Origin of the sequence: Lentzea sp. NBC_00516 (assembly GCF_036346835.1) — a bacterium.
GTDB lineage: Bacteria > Actinomycetota > Actinomycetes > Mycobacteriales > Pseudonocardiaceae > Lentzea > Lentzea sokolovensis.
This window is the reverse complement of sequence record NZ_CP107840.1, coordinates 9,847,649-9,865,756: the sequence shown is the minus strand read 5'-3', so window position 1 is coordinate 9,865,756 and position 18,108 is coordinate 9,847,649. Positions and strand designations below refer to the sequence as shown.

The 18,108-nt window shown below is 68.3% G+C and carries 17 protein-coding genes; 7 read left to right on the top strand and 10 right to left on the bottom strand.

Annotated elements, in window-relative coordinates:
• The first annotated feature begins 18 nt into the window (after positions 1-18).
• From OG205_RS45965 to fxsT, 5 genes are read left to right on the top strand one after another with little or no spacing between them, the layout of a single operon-like run.
• Positions 19-1,527, top strand: coding sequence for an NCS1 family nucleobase:cation symporter-1 (locus OG205_RS45965; protein ID WP_330274006.1), 1,509 nt, complete (start codon positions 19-21; stop codon positions 1,525-1,527).
• Positions 1,524-2,366, top strand: coding sequence for a nitrilase-related carbon-nitrogen hydrolase (locus OG205_RS45960; RefSeq protein ID WP_319979120.1), 843 nt, complete (start codon positions 1,524-1,526; stop codon positions 2,364-2,366). Before OG205_RS45965 ends, OG205_RS45960 begins: the two co-directional genes overlap by 4 nt.
• Positions 2,363-3,748: a dihydropyrimidinase gene (gene hydA / locus OG205_RS45955; protein WP_330274005.1), complete on the top strand. Its 1,386-nt coding sequence runs from the start codon at positions 2,363-2,365 to the stop codon at positions 3,746-3,748. Before OG205_RS45960 ends, hydA begins: the two co-directional genes overlap by 4 nt.
• Before the next feature lie 15 nt (positions 3,749-3,763).
• Entirely contained in the window at positions 3,764-4,756 is a 993-nt protein-coding gene (locus OG205_RS45950; RefSeq protein WP_330274004.1) for a TIGR03842 family LLM class F420-dependent oxidoreductase, read from the top strand.
• A gap of 16 nt (positions 4,757-4,772) precedes the next feature.
• The gene (gene fxsT, locus OG205_RS45945; RefSeq protein ID WP_330274003.1) at positions 4,773-7,124 is read left to right on the top strand and encodes an FxSxx-COOH system tetratricopeptide repeat protein; all 2,352 of its coding nucleotides are present in this window, start codon (positions 4,773-4,775) and stop codon (positions 7,122-7,124) included.
• Between the two features lie 3 nt (positions 7,125-7,127).
• On the opposite strand, the gene OG205_RS45940 is transcribed toward fxsT, so the two are convergent.
• The 9 genes from OG205_RS45940 to OG205_RS45900 form a co-directional block, all read right to left on the bottom strand.
• Entirely contained in the window at positions 7,128-8,075 is a 948-nt protein-coding gene (locus OG205_RS45940) for an NUDIX hydrolase (protein WP_330274002.1), read from the bottom strand.
• A 49-nt stretch (positions 8,076-8,124) separates the two neighbouring features.
• Positions 8,125-9,237 (bottom strand): glycosyltransferase family 4 protein, encoded by a 1,113-nt coding sequence (locus OG205_RS45935; protein ID WP_330274001.1) that lies wholly within the window; start codon positions 9,235-9,237, stop codon positions 8,125-8,127.
• Positions 9,234-10,136 carry a phosphatidylinositol mannoside acyltransferase gene (locus OG205_RS45930; protein ID WP_330274000.1) on the bottom strand — a complete coding sequence of 301 codons (903 nt, stop codon included), beginning with the start codon at positions 10,134-10,136 and terminating at the stop codon, positions 9,234-9,236. Before OG205_RS45930 ends, OG205_RS45935 begins: the two co-directional genes overlap by 4 nt.
• A complete protein-coding gene (gene pgsA / locus OG205_RS45925; RefSeq protein ID WP_093601142.1) occupies positions 10,133-10,735 on the bottom strand; it encodes a phosphatidylinositol phosphate synthase in 603 nt (200 codons plus the stop codon). The genes OG205_RS45930 and pgsA overlap by 4 nt, the downstream gene beginning before the upstream one ends.
• 85 nt (positions 10,736-10,820) lie before the next feature.
• The gene (locus OG205_RS45920; RefSeq protein ID WP_330273999.1) at positions 10,821-11,660 is read right to left on the bottom strand and encodes a helix-turn-helix domain-containing protein; all 840 of its coding nucleotides are present in this window, start codon (positions 11,658-11,660) and stop codon (positions 10,821-10,823) included.
• A gap of 277 nt (positions 11,661-11,937) precedes the next feature.
• Positions 11,938-12,117 carry a hypothetical protein gene (locus OG205_RS45915; RefSeq protein WP_330273998.1) on the bottom strand — a complete coding sequence of 60 codons (180 nt, stop codon included), beginning with the start codon at positions 12,115-12,117 and terminating at the stop codon, positions 11,938-11,940.
• Positions 12,118-12,173: 56 nt separating this feature from the next.
• Complete coding sequence (locus OG205_RS45910; RefSeq protein WP_330273997.1) at positions 12,174-12,722, bottom strand: HIT family protein; 549 nt, start codon at positions 12,720-12,722, stop codon at positions 12,174-12,176.
• Complete coding sequence (gene thrS / locus OG205_RS45905) at positions 12,719-14,725, bottom strand: threonine--tRNA ligase (RefSeq protein WP_330278378.1); 2,007 nt, start codon at positions 14,723-14,725, stop codon at positions 12,719-12,721. Before thrS ends, OG205_RS45910 begins: the two co-directional genes overlap by 4 nt.
• A gap of 76 nt (positions 14,726-14,801) precedes the next feature.
• A complete protein-coding gene (locus OG205_RS45900) occupies positions 14,802-15,290 on the bottom strand; it encodes a GNAT family N-acetyltransferase (RefSeq protein WP_330273996.1) in 489 nt (162 codons plus the stop codon).
• Positions 15,291-15,430: 140 nt separating this feature from the next.
• Between OG205_RS45900 and OG205_RS45895 the strand changes: the two genes are divergently transcribed.
• Both OG205_RS45895 and OG205_RS45890 read left to right on the top strand, forming a co-directional pair.
• Positions 15,431-15,745 (top strand): hypothetical protein, encoded by a 315-nt coding sequence (locus tag OG205_RS45895; protein WP_330273995.1) that lies wholly within the window; start codon positions 15,431-15,433, stop codon positions 15,743-15,745.
• The gene (locus OG205_RS45890; RefSeq protein WP_330273994.1) at positions 15,742-16,329 is read left to right on the top strand and encodes a hypothetical protein; all 588 of its coding nucleotides are present in this window, start codon (positions 15,742-15,744) and stop codon (positions 16,327-16,329) included. The genes OG205_RS45895 and OG205_RS45890 overlap by 4 nt, the downstream gene beginning before the upstream one ends.
• A gap of 135 nt (positions 16,330-16,464) precedes the next feature.
• Here OG205_RS45890 and OG205_RS45885 read toward each other — a convergent pair whose 3' ends face one another.
• On the bottom strand, positions 16,465-18,108 hold the full coding sequence (locus OG205_RS45885) for an AMP-binding protein (RefSeq protein WP_330273993.1): 1,644 nt from the start codon (positions 18,106-18,108) through the stop codon (positions 16,465-16,467).

The window sequence follows — 18,108 nt, the reverse complement described above, 5'->3', positions numbered from 1 at the left end:
GTAACAGGGGGTTGAACGATGGCAGTCGAGTCCTCACCGCCCCAGGTCACACCTGACGGCCGCGTCGAACTGAGCGACGCAGGTCCCATCAAGGACAGCAGGTTCTTCAACCCCGAGCTCGCACCCGTGCCCGTCGAGCAGCGGACATGGACGACGTACAACTTCTTCGCGCTGTGGATGGGCATGGCCCACAACATCCCCAGCTACACGCTCGCGGCGTCGTTGATCGCGATCGGCATGGACTGGGTGCAGGCGTTCCTCACGATCACCCTGGGCAACCTGATCGTGCTCGTTCCCATGCTGCTCAACAGCCACGCGGGCACGAAGTACGGCATCCCGTTCCCCGTGTTCGCCCGCGCCTTCTACGGCATCCGCGGCGCGAACCTGGTGGCGTTGCTGCGCGCGTTCATCGCCTGCGCCTGGTTCGGCATCCAGACGTGGGTCGGCGGCAAGGCGCTGCACGTGATCATCGGGCGGCTGACCGGCGACGGGTGGACCAAGGCGTCGCAGATCGGCGGCCAGCCGTGGACGTTGTGGCTGTGCTTCTTCGGGTTCTGGGTCGTGCAGATGCTGGTGATCTGGCGCGGCATGGACGCGATCCGGCGGTTCGAGAACTGGACGGCGCCGCTGGTCAGCGTCGGGTTCCTGATCCTGCTGGGCTACGTGCTGGTGAAGGCCGGCGGGTTCGGGCCGATCCTCGACGCGCCCAGCAAGCTCGGCTGGGGACCGGAGTTCTGGAAGCTCTTCTTCCCCGCGTTGATGGGCATGATCGCGTTCTGGTCGACGCTGTCGCTGAACATGCCGGACTTCACGCGGTTCGGTGGTTCGCAGAAGAAGCAGGCGATCGGGCAGCTGCTCGGCCTGCCGACCACGATGTCGTTCATCGCGATCGTCGCGATCCTGACCACGTCCGGCGCGCAGGCGCTGTACGGCGAGGCGATCTGGGACCCGGCGGATCTCGCGTCCCGCTTCGACAACACGTTCCTGGTGGTCATCGCGCTGATCTCGCTGGTGCTGGCCACGATCTCGGCGAACCTCGCGGCCAACGTCGTCAGCCCGTCCTACGACTTCTCGAACGCCTTCCCGCGGAAGATCACGTTCGCGATCGGCGGCCTGATCACCGGCGTCATCGGCATCGTGATCCAGCCGTGGCGGCTGATCTCCGATCCGAGCATCTACATCTTCGCGTGGCTCGGGTTCTACGGCGGTCTGCTGGCCTCGGTGGCCGGTGTGTTCGTCTGCGGGTACTGGGTGATCAAGAAGACGCATCTGGAGCTCACCGACCTCTACCTGGACGGCAGGGGCGCGTACTGGTTCAACGGCGGCTGGAACTGGCGGGCCGTGCTGGCGACGCTCGTGGGCTCGGTGCTCGCGGTCGGCGGCGCCCACGGCGGGCCGTTCCCGGTGGACGGGCTGATCCCGTTCCTCAAGCCGCTCTACGACTACAACTGGGTCGTCGGCTTCGCGGCCGGCTTCCTGGTCTTCCTCGCTCTGAAGGACAACACGGCAAAGGAGACGACCAGGTGAGCAACATCATCCGGGCGGCGCTCGTCCAGCAGAAGTGGACGGGCGACAAGGAGTCGATGATCGCGAACGCGGTCGAGCACATCCGCGCCGCCGCATCCCAAGGCGCACAGGTGTTGTGTCTCCAGGAGCTCTTCTACGGCCCGTACTTCTGCCAGGTGCAGGACGCGGACTTCTACTCCTACACCGAGTCCATTCCGGACGGTCCGACCACCCAGCTCATGCAGGAAGTGGCCGCGCAGAACAACATCGTGCTGATCGTGCCGATGTACGAGGTCGAGCAGCCGGGCGTCTACTACAACACCGCCGCTGTGATCGACGCGGACGGCACGTACCTCGGCAAGTACCGCAAGAACCACATCCCGCAGGTGAAGGGCTTCTGGGAGAAGTTCTACTTCAAGCCAGGCAACCTCGGGTACCCGGTGTTCGACACCGCGGTCGGCCGGATCGGCGTCTACATCTGCTACGAACGCCACTTCCCCGAGGGCTGGCGCGCTCTGGGGCTCGCGGGCGCGAAGATCGTGTTCAACCCGTCGGCGACCTCGCGTTCGCTGAGCGAGTACCTGTGGAAGCTGGAGCAGCCCGCCGCGGCCGTGGCGAACGAGTACTTCGTCGGCGCCATCAACCGCGTGGGCGTGGAACCGTTGGGTGACAACGAGTTCTACGGCCAGACATACTTCGTGTCACCGCGTGGCCAGCTCATCGGCGAGGCCGCGTCCGACACCGAGGAGGAGCTCGTCGTGCGAGACCTCGACCTGGACCTGCTGACCGAGGTCCGTGACACGTGGGCGTTCTACCGCGACCGCCGCCCCGACACCTACGAGGGCCTGGTGAACCCGTGAGCACTCTCATCCGCAACGGCCTGGTCATCAACGCGACCGGTTCGCACGCCGCCGACGTGCTGATCAGCGGCGAGCACATCGCCGCCCTGGTCACGCCGGGGTTCGAGGTGCAGGCCGACGAGGTGATCGACGCGGCCGGGAAGTACGTCATCCCCGGTGGCATCGACGCCCACACGCACATGGAGATGCCGTTCGGCGGTACCCAGTCCGCCGACACCTTCGAGACCGGCACGACCGCGGCGGCGTGGGGCGGCACCACCACGATCGTCGACTTCGCCGTGCAACCCAAGGGTTCGTCGCTGCTGTCCACTCTGGACAAGTGGCACAGCAAGGCCGATGGCAACTGCGCTGTCGACTACGGCTTCCACATGATCATCTCCGACGTGAACGATGAGTCGCTCAAGGAGATGGACTCGTGCATCGCGGCCGGCGTGAACAGCTTCAAGATGTTCATGGCCTACCCCGGCGTCTTCTACGCCACCGACGGCGAGATCCTGCGCGCCATGCAGAAGGCGCGCGAGACCGGTGCCACGGTCATGATGCACGCCGAGAACGGCATCGCGATCGACGAGCTCGTCGCGCAGGCGCTGGCCTCGGGGTTGGGCGACCCCGTTCAGCACGGCCTGACCCGGCCGCCGGAACTGGAGGGCGAGGCCACCTCGCGCGCGATCCAGCTCGCGAAGGTGACCGGTTCGCCGCTGTACATCGTGCACTTGTCGGCGTCGCAAGCGCTTGACGCCGTGACGGCCGCCCGTGACACGGGTCAGAACGTGTTCGCCGAGACGTGCCCGCAGTACCTGTACCTGTCGTTGGAGGACCTGGCGCGGCCGGGCTTCGAGGGCGCGAAGTTCGTCGCCTCGCCTCCGTTGCGGCCCAAGGAACACCAGTCGTCGTTGTGGCGCGGCCTGCGGACCAACGACCTCTCGGTGGTGAGCACCGACCACTGCCCGTTCTGCTTCAAGGACCAGAAGCAGCTCGGCGTCGGCGACTTCTCCAAGATCCCCAACGGCATGCCCGGCGTCGAGCACCGCGTCGACCTGCTGCACCAGGGCGTCGTGAAGGGCGAGATCACCCGCGAACGCTGGGTCGAGATCGTCTCGACGACTCCCGCGCGCATGTTCGGCATGTACCCGCGCAAGGGCGTGATCGCACCGGGAGCCGACGCGGACGTCGTGATCTACGACCCAACGGCTTCACAGACGATCTCCGCAGAGACGCACCACATGGCCGTGGACTACTCGGCCTACGAGGGCTTCGAGGTCACCGGCCGGGTGGAGACGGTGTTCTCCCGCGGCCGCAAGGTGATCGCGGACGGCGCGTACCACGGCTCGACGGGCCACGGCCGTTTCGTCTCCCGCGACCTCAACCAGTACCTCGTCTGAGAAAGGCGGTAACCCGTGGACTTCGGTGTAGTGCTGCAGACCGACCCGCCTGCGCGGGACGTGGTGGAAGGCCTCCGCGCGGCCGAGGACTGCGGCTTCCGCTACGGCTGGACGTTCGACTCCTGCGTGCTGTGGCAGGAACCGTTCGTCATCTACTCGCAGGTGCTCAGCGCCACCCGCGACCTGATCATCGGCCCGATGGTCACCAATCCGTCCACTCGGGACTGGTCGGTGACGGCATCGCTGTTCGCGACGCTGAACGACATGTTCGGCAACCGCACGGTCTGCGGCATCGGCCGAGGCGACTCGGCCCGCCGCGTGATCGGCCAGAAGCCCGCGTCCCTGGCCACACTGGGCGACGCGATGCACGTGATCAAGGAGCTGGCGGAGGGTCGAGAGGTCGAGCACCACGGCACAGCGGTGCAGATCCCGTGGGTGCGCAACGGAAAGCTCGAAATGTGGATGGCCGCCTACGGCCCGCGCGCGCTGAAGATGGTCGGCGAGCAGGCCGACGGCTTCATCCTGCAGACCGCGGACCCGGACATCGCCCGCTGGACCATCGGCTCCGTCCGCGAAGCGGCGGTGGCCGCCGGACGTGACCCGTCGGCCATCACGATGTGCGTGGCGGCACCGGCCTACGTGGGCACGGACCTGCCACACCAGCGCGACCAACTCCGCTGGTTCGGCGGCATGGTCGGCAACCACGTCGCGGACCTCGTCACGCGGTACGGGGACTCGGGCGTGGTGCCCAAGGCCCTGACCGACTACATCAAGGACCGCGAGGGCTACGACTACGCCCACCACGGCAAGGCGGGCAACCGTTCCACCGACTTCGTGCCGGACGCGATCGTGGACCGCTTCTGCCTCGTCGGCCCGGAATCCGCGCACATCGAACGCCTGAAGGAACTGAAGGAGATCGGCGTCGACAACTTCGCGCTCTACCTGATGCACGACGAGAAGGACAAGACGCGCGACGCCTACGGTTCGGCGATCATCTCCGCCGTTTAGGTCCATACTGTTCGTCATGTCCGACGACCTGCCCACCGTGTCCAACTCCGTGGAGGACGCGTCGGGGCAGGTCGTTCAGGTAGGCGTCCACCACGGCGACATCCACGTCCACACCCCTCAACGCCCTGCCGAGCTACCGCTGCGGACAGGCCTGATTCCGCTGCGCGCGGCCTCGTTCCAGGAACGCGCGGACCTCATCTCCGACGGCGTGACGGTTCTGTTCGGCATGGGCGGCGTGGGCAAGACACAGCTGGCGGCCGACCACGCCGAACGCAGGTGGGAGGCCGGCGACGTCCAACTCCTGGTGTGGGTGACCGCGAGTTCGCGTGAAGCCATAGTGTCCGCCTACGCCGACGCCGCAGCCAAACTCACCGGACACGTGACTCCCGATCCAGAGCAGGGCGCGCAGACCCTGCTGGAGCAGCTGGCGACCACGGCCGCGTCGTGGATGGTGGTGCTCGACGACCTGCAGACCCCCGCAGACCTGACCCGGCTGTGGCCACCGGCGAGCCCGAACGGCCAGGTCGTGGTCACGACGCGACGCCGGGACTCCGCTCTGCGGGGCCACCGCCGGAACCTCGTCGAGGTGGACGTCTTCGACGAACCCGAAGCCCTCGCCTACGTGAAGACGGTGCTGACCGACGAGCCCCGGCTGCTCGACGATGCCGAGGGCCTGGTGCGGGACCTGGGACGCCTGCCGGTGGCGCTTGCTCAGGCGGGCGCGTACTTGGTGGACAAGCACCTGTCCTGCTCCGAGTACCGAGCGCGCTTCGCCGAACGACGTCTGGCGAACGTCGTGCCGGACGGCGACGGCCTGCCCGACGAGCACCAGACCACGGTGGCGGCGACCTGGTCGCTGTCGGTGGAACTGGCGAACCGGCTGGCACCCGAGGGAGTGGCCCGCCCTTTGCTGGAGATCGCGAGCGTCTTGGACCACAACGGGATACCGGCCTCGGTGTTCACCGCCGGCGTGACTCTCGAGTTGCTGAGCGAGACGGCTGGACGCCCTGTCGACGAGTCCGACGCGCGAGACGGACTCAGCTGTCTGCACCGGCTGAGCCTGGTCACCCTGGACCTCAGCTCAGCTCCGCACGACATACGGGTGCACACCTTGGTGCAACGCGCGACCCGGGACGCGTGGCCCGACGAGCGAACCGGTTCGATTGTCAGAACCGCCGCAACGGCGGTACACCAGGTGTGGCCTGAGGTGGAGCGAGACACCGTGCTGAGTCAGGCCCTGCGCTCGAGCGTGGATGCGCTTGCCACTGTCGGCCAGTCACAGCTGTGGCAGCCGCGATGCCACAAGGTCCTGCTCCGTGCAGGCCGTAGTCGCGCTGACGCCGGTCTGGCTGCCGGAGCCACGGACTACTTCGGCTCGCTGCGCGACACCGCCACCCGGTTGTTGGGTTCCGATCACCGAGACACCCTGACCCTCCGCCACAACCACTCCTCCACGCGAGCGGACGCAGGTGACCTGGAAGGAGCGATGGCCGCGTTCGAAGAACTCCTCGCCGACAAGATCCGCGTCCTCGGGCCCGACGACCCCAGCACCTTGATCACACGCAGCAACCTGGCGCAAGTGCGAGGCGAGGCCGGGGACCATGCTGGAGCGGTCGTAGCCTTCCAAGCCCTGCTCGCCGACCGGCTCCGCATCCTCGGACCAGACGACCCAAGCACCCTTCGGACCCGTAGCAACCTCGCCACGGCGCAGGGCAAGGCCGGTGACAACACCGCGGCGGTCGCCGCTCTCCAGGACCTGCTCGCCGACCGGCTCCGGATCCTCGGAGCCGACCACCCCGACACCCTGATGACCCGCAACAACCTCGCCCGCCGGCGGGGTGCAGCGGGCGATGCGGCAGGAGAGATGGCCGCTCTTGAGGAGCTTCTCGTCGACCAGCTCCGCGTCCTCGGGCCCGACCACCCCGACACCCTGGTCACCCGCAACAACCTCGCCACAGCCCAAACGGATGTCGGTAAGTACGAAGTGGCAGTCGCCGCCCTCCGGGAGGTCCTGGCTGACCGCCTCCGCATCCTGGGACCCGACCACCCCGAAACGCTCCTCAGCCGCAACAACCTCGCCTACGCCCAGACCCGGATCGGCGACCACGAAGCGGCGGCCGCCGGCTACCGAGAAGTCCTCGCCGACCGGCTCCGCGTCCTCGGATCCGACCACCCCAGCACACTGATCACACGCGGCAACCTCGCTACCCTGCAAGGTGAGGCAGGTGACGTGGAGGAAGCAGTGGCGACCTTCAAAGAGCTACTCGCTGACCAGCGTCGCATCCATGGTCCAGATCATCCTGACACGCGGCTGACCGGAAACAATCTCGACTACTGGAAGTGGCGCCTGGACGAAGCGGGCACCTGAAGGTCAGCGGACCGTGCGGGTCTCGCCGTCCCACTCCGTGCCGAGCGTCGGCATGAGCTCGGCCAGCTGCACCGGATAGACGGTGTCCTCGGCCGCTTCCAGCTCCTGCGCGCTCCACCACCGGTATCCGGTGATGGAGGTTTCCTCGACGTCGTTGAAGCCCGAGGTGTCCACGTCGAGGCCGTCGACGGAGGCGTAGAAGAACCACTCCTCCGCGTCGAACGTCTCGCCGTCGAACGAGAAAACCGTGCGCCGACGCCAGATCGGGCCCACCAGCGACTCCGGCGCGAGCTTCAGACCGGTCTCCTCGAAGGCCTCGCGGACGGCCGTGGCGCGCAGGTCCTCGCCGTTCTCCACGCCGCCGCCGACCGTGAACCAGAAGGATTCTTGGGGGCGGGCGGGGTCGAAGCCCTGGAAGAGCAGCACACGGCCAGAGGAGTCCGTCAGGACCACGCGGGCGGAGGGACGGGGTCGCAGCATCGCGGCGTCGGACGGACTCACGGGTTCGGCGATCTCGAAGTACGACGGTTGCGGGGCGGTGCCTGCCAGGCGCAGCCAGCGGACCACTCGGCGGCGGCGCAGCAACAGGGTGTCGCGGACGGCGTCGTTGTGGACGCGGCGGGCCAGCATCACTCGTTCTTCGGCGTCGGCCAGTTCGAAGGCCAGTGCTGGGGCCAAAGTCGAGCGGTCCAGGGCTCCGAGGAGGCCGGAGAGTTCGTTCTCGGCCTGTTCGCGGTCGGCGCGCGACGCGGACTCGGCGCGGGAGGCCGCGGCGGAGAGTTCCGGCACCAGCAGCGTGCGCACCAGGACGGCGCGGCGGCCCAGAGCGGCGTCCACGGCGGCCCAGGCGGCGTCGGTGCGGACATGCAGGCGGTCCAGGCGGTTCGCGATCTTCAGGATCCAGGCGGCGAGCAGCAGAGCGACGAAAACTACGACGAGCGCGGTGGTCACGGTCGGCTCACCCCGCATGGATCAGCGTTGAACCAAGGAAAAAGCGCTGTCATGCCTCGCTCACCCTGCGGGGGTCTGCGGCGATGGCGGTCTCGTAGACGCGCAGCACCTGTGACGCGACCACGGACCAGTCGAAGGCCTGCACCCGCGCCGACGCCAGGTCGACGTACTCGGCGCGCAGCGCGGAATCCCGCAGCACCGAGCGCAGCGCGTCGGCCAGCGCGTGGGCGTCGCCGACCGGGAACAGCGCGCCCGCCTTGCCGTCGTCCAGCACGCGGCGGAACGCGTCCAGGTCCGAAGCCACCACGGCGGTGCCGGCGGACATGGCCTCGGTGAGGATGATGCCGAACGACTCGCCGCCGGTGTTCGGGGCGACGTAGGCGTCCACGGACCGCAGCATCCTGGCCTTGTCCTCGTCGCTGACCTGGCCCAGCAGGTCGACGCGGTCGGCGAAGGGGCCTTCGAACGGGTCCTCGCCGCGGCCCACGACGAGCAGGCGCAGGTCCGGGAACTCGTCGGCGATCAGGCCGAACGCCTCCCAGAGGATCGGCATGCCCTTGCGCGGCTCGTCGTAGCGGCCGACGAAGCCGATCGTGCCGCCCGCGCGCGGGTAGCCGTCCAAAGTGGACGCCGAGGCGAAGAAGTCGACGTCGACGCCGTTCGGGATCTCCACCGCGTCGCCGCCGAGGTGCTCGACCTGCACGCGCCTGGCCAGCGCGGAGACGGCGATGCGGGCGGTGACCTTCTCCAGGAACGGCTGCAGCACGGGCTGGAACGCCGACAGCATCTTGGAGCGCGGCGTCGAGGTGTGGAAGGTGGCGACGATCGGGCCGTCGGCGACCACCAAAGCCAGGAACGACAAGGAAGGCGCGGTGGGCTCGTGCAGGTGCAGGACGTCGAACGAGTGCTCGTCGATCCAGCGGCGGACCCGCGCGTACGAGACCGGGCCGAACGACAGCCGCGCCACGGACCCGTTGTACGGGATGGCGACCGCACGGCCCGCGGATGTGACGAACGACGGCAGTTCCTGCTCGTCGTCGGCGGGCGCGAAGACGTTCACGTCGTGCCCGAGGCCGATCAGGGCGCGGGCGAGATCGACGACGTGGGCCTGCACTCCTCCTGGCACGTCGAGGGAATACGGGCAGACGATCCCCACCTTCACCGCGAGAGCCTCCTGGCCAGTGCGGCGCGGCGCTTCTCCGGCAGGTCGGCGAGCCAGAGCTTCTGCAGCATGTGCCAGTCGGCCGGGTGCGCGGCGATGTCGGCGGCGAACACGTCCGCGACGGCCTGCGTGGCGGCCTGGACGGTGCTGACCTTGATCGGCGGGTGGATGCGGAAGTGCCAGCCGTCCGCGGTGAACCAGCAGCCGACCGGCAGCAGCGCGGCGCCCGTCGTCGCGGCCAGGTGCGCCGGGCCCGCGGGCATCAGGGTCTGCTCACCGAAGAACGTCACGGGCACGCCGGACGACGTCAGGTCCCGGTCACTGAGCAGGCAGACGACCTTGTTGGCGCGCAGGCGTTCGGCGAGCACTGTCGCGGGTGGACGGTCGCCGCCGTTGAGCGGCAGCACCTCGAAACCGAGGGTCTCGCGGAACTCCACGAACTTGCGGTACAGCGACTCGGGCTTCAGCCGCTCGGCGACCGTCGTGAACGTGCCGGAGTGGCCAACGAGCCAGACGCCCGCCATGTCCCAGTTGCCGCTGTGCGGCAGGGCGACGACGGCACCGGTGCCGGCCTGCAGCGCGGCGTCGAGGTTCTCCACGCCGGACACCTGCGAGTCGCACTTCTCGTAGGCGGCGCGCAGGTCCATCGACGGCAGCCGGAACGCCTCGCACCAGTACCGCGCGTACGACCGCAGCGAGTCCTGCACGAGTTCGTCGAGCTCTTCCTCGCCGGCTCGCGGCACGACCCGGCGCAGGTTGGTGCGCAACTGGTCGACGCTCTCGCCGCCGCGTTTGGCCGCGTAGTCGGCACCGGCTTGGAACAGCCCGCGCGCCCACGACTCCGGCAGCAGGCGGATCAGTCGCCACCCGGCGCTGTACCCGAGGGTCGCGAGGTTCACGCGGCCTCCCGCGCCGACTTCGCGACGGAGAAGATCCGCTGCAGCACCGTCACGACCGTCATGGCCGCGAGCAGCCACAGCGAGATGGCCATCAGGTACGGCACTCCCAGACCCTGCACCCCGGCGCCGATCAGCGCGACGATGAACCGCTCGGCCCGTTCGGCCAGGCCACCGTCAGCGCTCAGCCCGGACGCGTCGGCGCGCGCCTTGACGTACGAGATGACCTGCGAGGCGACCAGGCAGATGAACCCGGCCGCTGCCGTCCACCGGTCGCCGGTGTCGAACGCGTACCAGGTGAGCGCCGCGAACAGCGCCCCGTCCGCGATGCGGTCGCAGGTGGCGTCGAGCACGGCGCCGAACCTCGTGGGCCCCTGCGCACGGGCCATGGCGCCGTCGATCAGGTCGAGCAACACGAAGAAGGTCACCAGCGCGCAGCCCAGGAACAGCTGCCCGCGGGGAATGAACCACAGCGCGCTCGCCACGGCACCGATCGTGCCGACCACGGTCACGGCGTTGGGCGTGAGGCCACGCGCCAGCAGCCACGCCCCGATCGGATCGGTGACGCGCGAGACGGACGCGCGAGCGAAGATGTTCAGCATGGCAGGTCGCAGCCTAGCTGGGCTGCCGAAACACCTGGCTCGCGGGTGACATGGCACCCGCGAGTCCCCCTCTGCGAAACCGCCTCTAACCGAGTCGGCGGTGGTCTTCGGCAATGCGCTTCAGCAGCGCCTGCAACTCCTCCCCTCGCACCGCCAGCCGCTCCAGCCGGCCGAACAGCGCGAGGTACTCGCGCACGTCCAGCGGGTCGGTGATGGTGGCGTTGCCGGTCAGCACGCTGACCGTGACGACGCGCTCGTCGTAGATGTGGAAACCGTGCAGGGCGACCACGTTCGCGTCCGCCGACCACGGGACCACGCCGAGACGGACGTTCGGGCGGCGCTGGATCGCGGCCAGGTGCTCGATCTGTTCCGCCATCAACTCGGCCGTGCCCATCCGCCAGCGCAGCGCGCTTTCGGAGAGCACGAACACGAACTGCTTCGCCAGGTCGTCCATCCGGGCACGCCGGGTGCGCAGGGCGGCCACCGCGGCCTCCTGCTCCGAATGCGGCATCGTCCCCAGCACGGTCCGCAGGTAGGGCTCGGACTGCAACAACGCGGGTACCAGGTTGACCTGGAAGAACCTCGACGTCGCAGCCCGCGCCTCCACGCGGCTGATCGTCTGCTGGTGGCGGTGCGCTCCTCGGTGCAGCACGACGCGGCGGGTTTCCGCCTCCGCGTGCAGCGACCTGGCGAGTTCGACCAGTTCGATGCGCGTCTCTCTCGCGGCGGCCAGTTCCGCCACGAGACGCTCCACGTCCATGACGGACGGAAGCAGCATGCCGTTCTCGATCTTCGACAGCTTTGACTGGCTCATCCCGGTGGCACGGGCGGTGGCCGTGCCGGTCATCTTCGCCTCGGTGCGCAACCGGCGTAGTTCACGCGAAAGCCGCTCTCTCGCTAATCGCGAACGCTCAGGTGCGGTCATGTTCGCACCGTAACCATTCGCACACGGTGAGACGATCGGCCATAGGCGGGGACTTGACTCGCAGTTGACACCTCCAGGTGGGTGATCTCACCTACCTGGAATCGCTTTGTGCTGGTGTTACGTCTCGATCGACTGGAGAAATGTACCCGAAAGATGTAACCGAAAGCCATTCCGCTCGACGTGGAAACTGCCTTGATTGTCGAGTGCGGACAACGTGAGTGGTTTTTGTCACTCTTTTGTCCAACAATTGGTACGGCTTTCAATCACAACACCCTCGCTAAACGTCGCGTTTAGCCCGCAATACCGCCCGAACACCCAGCGCGATGGCGCCGAAAATGAGCACAAAGCCGATCAACCCCAGACCGGGGGCGTCGTCGTAGTCGGCGTACATGATCGCGCCGACTCCGAGCGCGACGAGGAGCACACAGCCCACCAAGGGCAGCAGCAGTCTAGGCATAGATCGACTATCACTCGCGATCTATCGAAAGTCAACCGATAGGCGCCGCGAAACGATCAGTCGACGGCCTTCCACCCGTCCGCCAGCAGCTGCCGGGTCTCCCCCAGCAACTGCGGCAGCACCTTGGTGTGCCCGATGACCGGCATGAAGTTCGCGTCCCCGCCCCACCGCGGCACCACGTGCTGGTGCAGGTGGGCGGCGATCCCGGCGCCGGCGACGACGCCCTGGTTCATGCCGATGTTGAACCCGTGCGGCGCCGCCACGTGCCGCGCGACCTTCATGGCCCTCTGCGTGAACGCGGCGAGCTCCGCGGTCTCGGGGGCGGTGAGCTCGGTGTAGTCCGCCACGTGCCGGTACGGCAGCACCATCAGGTGGCCCGGGTTGTACGGGTACAGGTTCAGCAACGCGAAGACCTCGGCCCCGCGCGCGATGATCAGCCCCGCCTCGTCGTCCAGGGACACGACCCGGCAGAACGGGCAGCCCTCCGGCTCGTCGCCGTGGGCCTTTCCCGCGCCCTGGACGTACGACAGGCGGTGCGGGGTCCACAGACGCTGCAACGCGTCGTGGACCCCCACACCGTCCTGCTCGGAGAACTCAGGCGTCACGAGAGCAGTTCCGCCGTGGGCGAGGCGTTCTCACGACGGCCGACCCAGTCGACGATCTGCTCGACGGCCCGCTCCACCGGCACGCCGTTGATCTGCGTGCCGTCGCGGAACCGGAACGACACCGCGTTCGCCTCGACGTCCTTGGCGCCGGCCAGGAGCATGAACGGCACCTTCTGCATGGTGTGGTTGCGGATCTTCTTCTGCATGCGGTCGTCGGACGCGTCGACGTCGACCCGGATGCCGGCCTTGCGCAGCACCTCGCGCACCGCGAACAGGTGGTCGGCGTTCTCGGACGTCACCGGGATGCCCATGACCTGCACCGGCGCGAGCCACGCCGGGAACGCGCCCGCGTAGTGCTCGGTCAGCACGCCGAAGAAGCGCTCGACCGTGCCGAACAGCGCGCGGTGGATCATGACCGGGCGCTGGCGGGAGCCGTCCGGACCGGTGTACTCCAGTTCGAACTTCTCGGGCAGCATGAAGTCGAGCTGGATCGTCGACATCTGCCAGGTGCGGCCGAGCGCGTCGCGGGCCTGCACGGAGATCTTCGGGCCGTAGAACGCGGCGCCACCGGGGTCGGGCACGAGCTCCAGGCCGGATTCCTCGGCCACCGAGGCGAGCGTCGCGGTCGCCTCCTCCCAGATGTCGTCCGGGCCGACGAACTTCTCCGGGTTCTTGGTGGAGAGCTCCAGGTAGAAGTCGTCGAGGCCGTAGTCGCGCAGCAGGTCCAGCACGAACGTCAGCAGCGACTTCAGCTCGTCGCGGACCTGGTCGCGCGCGCAGAAGATGTGCGCGTCGTCCTGCGTCATGCCGCGCACGCGGGTCAGGCCGTGCACCACGCCGGACTTCTCGTAGCGGTAGACCGAGCCGAACTCGAACATGCGCAACGGCAGTTCGCGGTAGGAACGGCCGCGCGACTTGAAGATCAGGTCGTGGAACGGGCAGTTCATCGGCTTGAGGTAGTAGTCCTGGCCGGGCTTGCGGACCGTGCCGTCCTCGTTGAACTCGGCGTCGAGGTGCATCGCCGGGTACATGCCGTCCTTGTACCAGTCCAGGTGACCGGAGACCTCGAACAGCTTGCCCTTGGTGATGTGCGGCGAGTAGACGAACTCGTAGCCCGCCTCGGTGTGCCGCTGCCGGGAGTAGTCCTCCATGGCCTTGCGGATGATGCCGCCCTTGGGGTGGAACACCGCGAGGCCGGAACCGATCTCGTCCGGGAACGAGAACAGGTCGAGCTCGACACCGAGCTTGCGGTGGTCGCGGCGCTCGGCCTCTGCCAGGCGCTCCAGGTAGAGGTCCTGCGCCTCCTGCGACTCCCACGCGGTGCCGTAGATGCGCTGCAGCTGCGGGTTGTTCTCGTTGCCGCGCCAGTACGCCGCCGCCACGCGGGTCAGCTTGAACGCCGGGATGTGCTTGGTGGTCGGCACGTGCGGGCCGCGGCACAGGTCGCCCCAGACCTGCTCACCGGAGCGCGGGTCGAGGTTGTCGTAGATCGTCAGCTCGCCGCCGCCGACCTCCATGATCTCGCTGGTGTCGACGTCGCTCTTGATGTCGACGAGCTCCAGCTTGAACGGCTCGGACGCCAGCTCGGCCTTCGCGGAGTCGATCGACTCGACCACGCGGCGCGAGAACCGCTGCGAGGACTTGATGATCTGCTTCATGCGCTTCTCGAGCGCCTGCAGGTCCTCGGGCGTGAAGGGCTTCTCGACCTGGAAGTCGTAGTAGAAGCCGTCCTTCACGGGCGGGCCGATGCCGAGCTTGGCGTCGGGGAACTGCTGCTGCACGGCCTGCGCCAGCACGTGCGCGGCGGAGTGGCGGATGACGCTGCGGCCGTCCTCGGTGTCCGCGGCGACGGCCTCGACCTCGACGTCGACCTGCGGGGTCCACGACAGGTCGCGCAGGTGGCCCTCGGCGTCCTTCACGACGACGATCGCGTCGGAACCCTTGCCCGGCAGACCGGCTTCGCGCACGGCCGTGCCCGCCGTCGTCCCAGCCGGAACCACCACGCGCGGCGGATTCTGGGCGACTGCTGGGCGCGACTCGGACACGGTGACTCCTACGATCGAAGATGCGGATTGCAGATCAGATGTTATCGGTGCTCAAGATGGACATGACGATCGCGTCGTGGAAGACGCCGTCCCAGAGCAGGGCGTCCCTCAGCCGGCCCTCCTCGCGGAAGCCGAGCTTCTTGTAGACGTGGATGGCCCGGTCGTTGAAGTCGTACACCTCCAGGTCCACCCGGTGGAGGCCGCGCTCGTTGAACGCGTGGTCCAGCACGTGCCTGATCGCGATCGATCCGTAGCCCTTGCCGAAACCGCCCCACAACGCGATCCGCATGCCCGCGGACCTGTTGTGCGGATTGATGGTGAGCACGACCTCGCCGAGGAACTTCCCGTCCTCCGTTATCGCACGGGTGTAGCGGTCCGGATCGTTCAGGGTCCGCTCGATGTAGGCCTCGTAATCCTCCAGCGTGAACGTTCCGTGGGTACCGGTGAGCCGATTGACCTCGTCGTTCGTCCCACCGGCGGCCATCTCGGCCGCGAACTCCTTGCGCAGAGGTACGAGTTCCATGCTCCGATTGAAGCCGGTGGGCGCAAGTGGATTCCTTCCACGACAGCTACGTACACGCTTCTGAGTGGTTTTTCGGATGCGTCGAAGCGCCCAGGGCGAGCACGCTGTTGTCTCCCGGCCCGCCGAATGGAGCATCGATCATGTCCGACCTGGTCGTCGAATGCCCGGTCCGCCTCACCGAGTCCAACCGGGACGAACTGCGCCTGCTCTACGCCGACCTGCGCGACCACTACGCACGGCGAGACGCCCGCAACGGCACGCGCACGACGTTGCACTTCCTGTGGACGGGCGTCCTGGACGACGAGCTCTTCGGCGCGACCTATGCCGACCAGCGGCACGTTTTCGCTGGTTCCAGGCCTGTCATGAACTCGCTGAGGCGACCTGAAGGACTTCAGGAAACGAACAGGTGGCTGTCAGCCCCAGCTCAGCAGGACGGCGCATCGTTGAGGACATGAGCGAGCAGGGACAGACGCCTCCACCGCAGGAGCCGTCCAAGAACGATCCGCGGGCGGCCCAGCCCGCGCCGGACCAGGCCACGACCCCGCTGCCGGCCGAAGCACCGGCCACGCCTGGCCAGCAGCAGACCGCTGAGCTGCCGGCCACCCCGGCGGCGCAGCAGCAGGCAGCGGACCAGCAGGCGACGACCGCGGCGCCGGCAGCCCCGCAGCAGACGGCGACGGCCGCAGAGGCCCCCGCCGCTCCGGCCGCGGCACAGGCGCCGGCGGGCCCACCGCCCCCTCCGGCAGCGACACCGACCCCTTCGGCCGCGGTACCGGCACCCCGTGGCCGGGCGAGGCGTTTCGCGGGCCACCGCGCCACCCAGCTGGTCGCCGTGGGCCTGCTGGGTCTCGTCCTCGGCGGCGGCATCGTGGGAGCCGTCGCCGCCAACCGCTTCGACGACCGCGGCGGCCCTGGTCACGTGCGGATGTACGAGCGCGGCGAGCGCGGACCCGACCGCGGCCCCGCTCGTGGCGGCGACCGCGGCGACCAGCGTGGCCCGTTCGGCGAAGGCCGTCCCGGCGACCGCTTCGAGCGGTGACCCGACCGAGCGCGTGACTCACGTCCCGATCCCCGACGCCGTGAGTCACGCGCTCCCCAATACCCGGAACGCGCGCCCCGCCGGAATTAGTCCCCCTCGTTCTGCGGCGGCGTGCGTTCCGCCCATGCCCTGGTTCTAGTGCGGTTGCGGTCCCAGCCGGATCGCCAGCAGCTGACGCCGCATCACCTTCCCGGTCGCGTTGCGCGGCAGCTGCGGCACGACCACGACCTCGCGCGGAACCTTGTGCCGCGCCAGCCGGGTGCGCACGAACTCGCGCAGCTCCCGCACGTCGATCCGGGCGCCCGCGACGGGCACGACGAACGCGCGCAACCGTTGCCCGTACTCGGGATCCGGTACGCCGAGCACCGCCGCGTCGCGCACGCGGTAGTGCGTCATGAGCAGGTTCTCGACCTCGACCGGGTACACGTTCTCGCCGCCGGACACGATCATGTCGTCCTCGCGGCCGTCGAAGTACAGCCGGCCGCTGGGGTCGAAGTGGCCGAGGTCGCCGGTCGCGACGAGTCCGTCGATGGACTCCTTCTGCGTGCCGTCCGTGTAGAGATCCACGGTCAGTGAGCCGCGCACGTAGATCTTGCCCGTCACGAACGACCGCGTGATGCGGTTGCCCTCGGCGTCGTAGATGCGCACGACGCAGTTGTGCGGTGGCAGGCCGACGCTGGACGGCGCGGCCGCGAGGTCTTCCGGTGTGGCGACGGTGGCGACGGCTACTTCCGTTGAGCCGTAGAGGTTGTAGAGCACCGGGCCGAGCAGCGCCTGGGTGCGTGCGACGAGGTCCGGCGAGATCGGCGCGCCGGAGGAGAACACGACGGCCAGGTGCGACAGGTCGAACGAGTCGATCACGTGGCGTTCGAGTTCCATGATCCGTTGCAGCATCGTCGGCACCAGGACGAGCGTCGTGCAGCGCTGGCCCTGCACCGACCACAGCGTCTTGCGCGGGTCGAAGCGGCGGTGCAGCACCGCGCGCGAGCCCAGCGACATCGCGAGCGTCAGGTGCGAGTAGCCGACGGAGTGGAAGATCGGCGCGGCGATGAACGTCGACTCGCCGGAGTGCATCGGGATGCGGTCGAGGAAGTCGGACGCGGTCAGCACCGACTTGATCTCACGGGCGGTGCCCTTGGGGGTGCCGGTGGTGCCGGACGTCAGCTGGATCACGACACCCGGTTCGCGCGGCGGTTCGAGCTCTCCGCGCGGCGCCTTGGCGACCAACTGGTCCAGTGTCGGCGTGCGGCGGTCCAGTCCGTCGCGCGACCACGCGAGCCAGCGCGGGATCGACGGCGGCAGCTGGTGGAACAGCGGCGTGAACTCCTCGTCGTGAATGACGAGCGACGCGCGTTCACGTTGCAGCAGATCCATGACGACCGGTGCGCCGAACCCCGTGTTCACCAGCAGCACGCGCACGCCGAGTTTCGCGCACGCCAGCAGCGACTCGACCGTGCCGCGGTGGTTGCGGCACATCAGCGCGACGACGTGCGTGTGCTGCACCCCCAGCGCGCGCAATCCCTGTGCGATCGCGTTGGAGCGCCGGTCCAGTTGTCTGTACGTCACCGAACCACGGTCGTCGACGATGGCGACGCCGTCCGGATTCAGCCGGACGGAACGGCGCAGCGCCGTCACGTTCGGCCCCCAGACCTGGACCTCTCTCAAAGCCTGCACGGACATCTTGACGTTCGTGAGACTCACCATGCCCGCTTCGGACAAGACACGGAGTGAGTGCACCTTGCCCATGGCGTCGCGAAACACCTTGCGCAACCCTGGCAT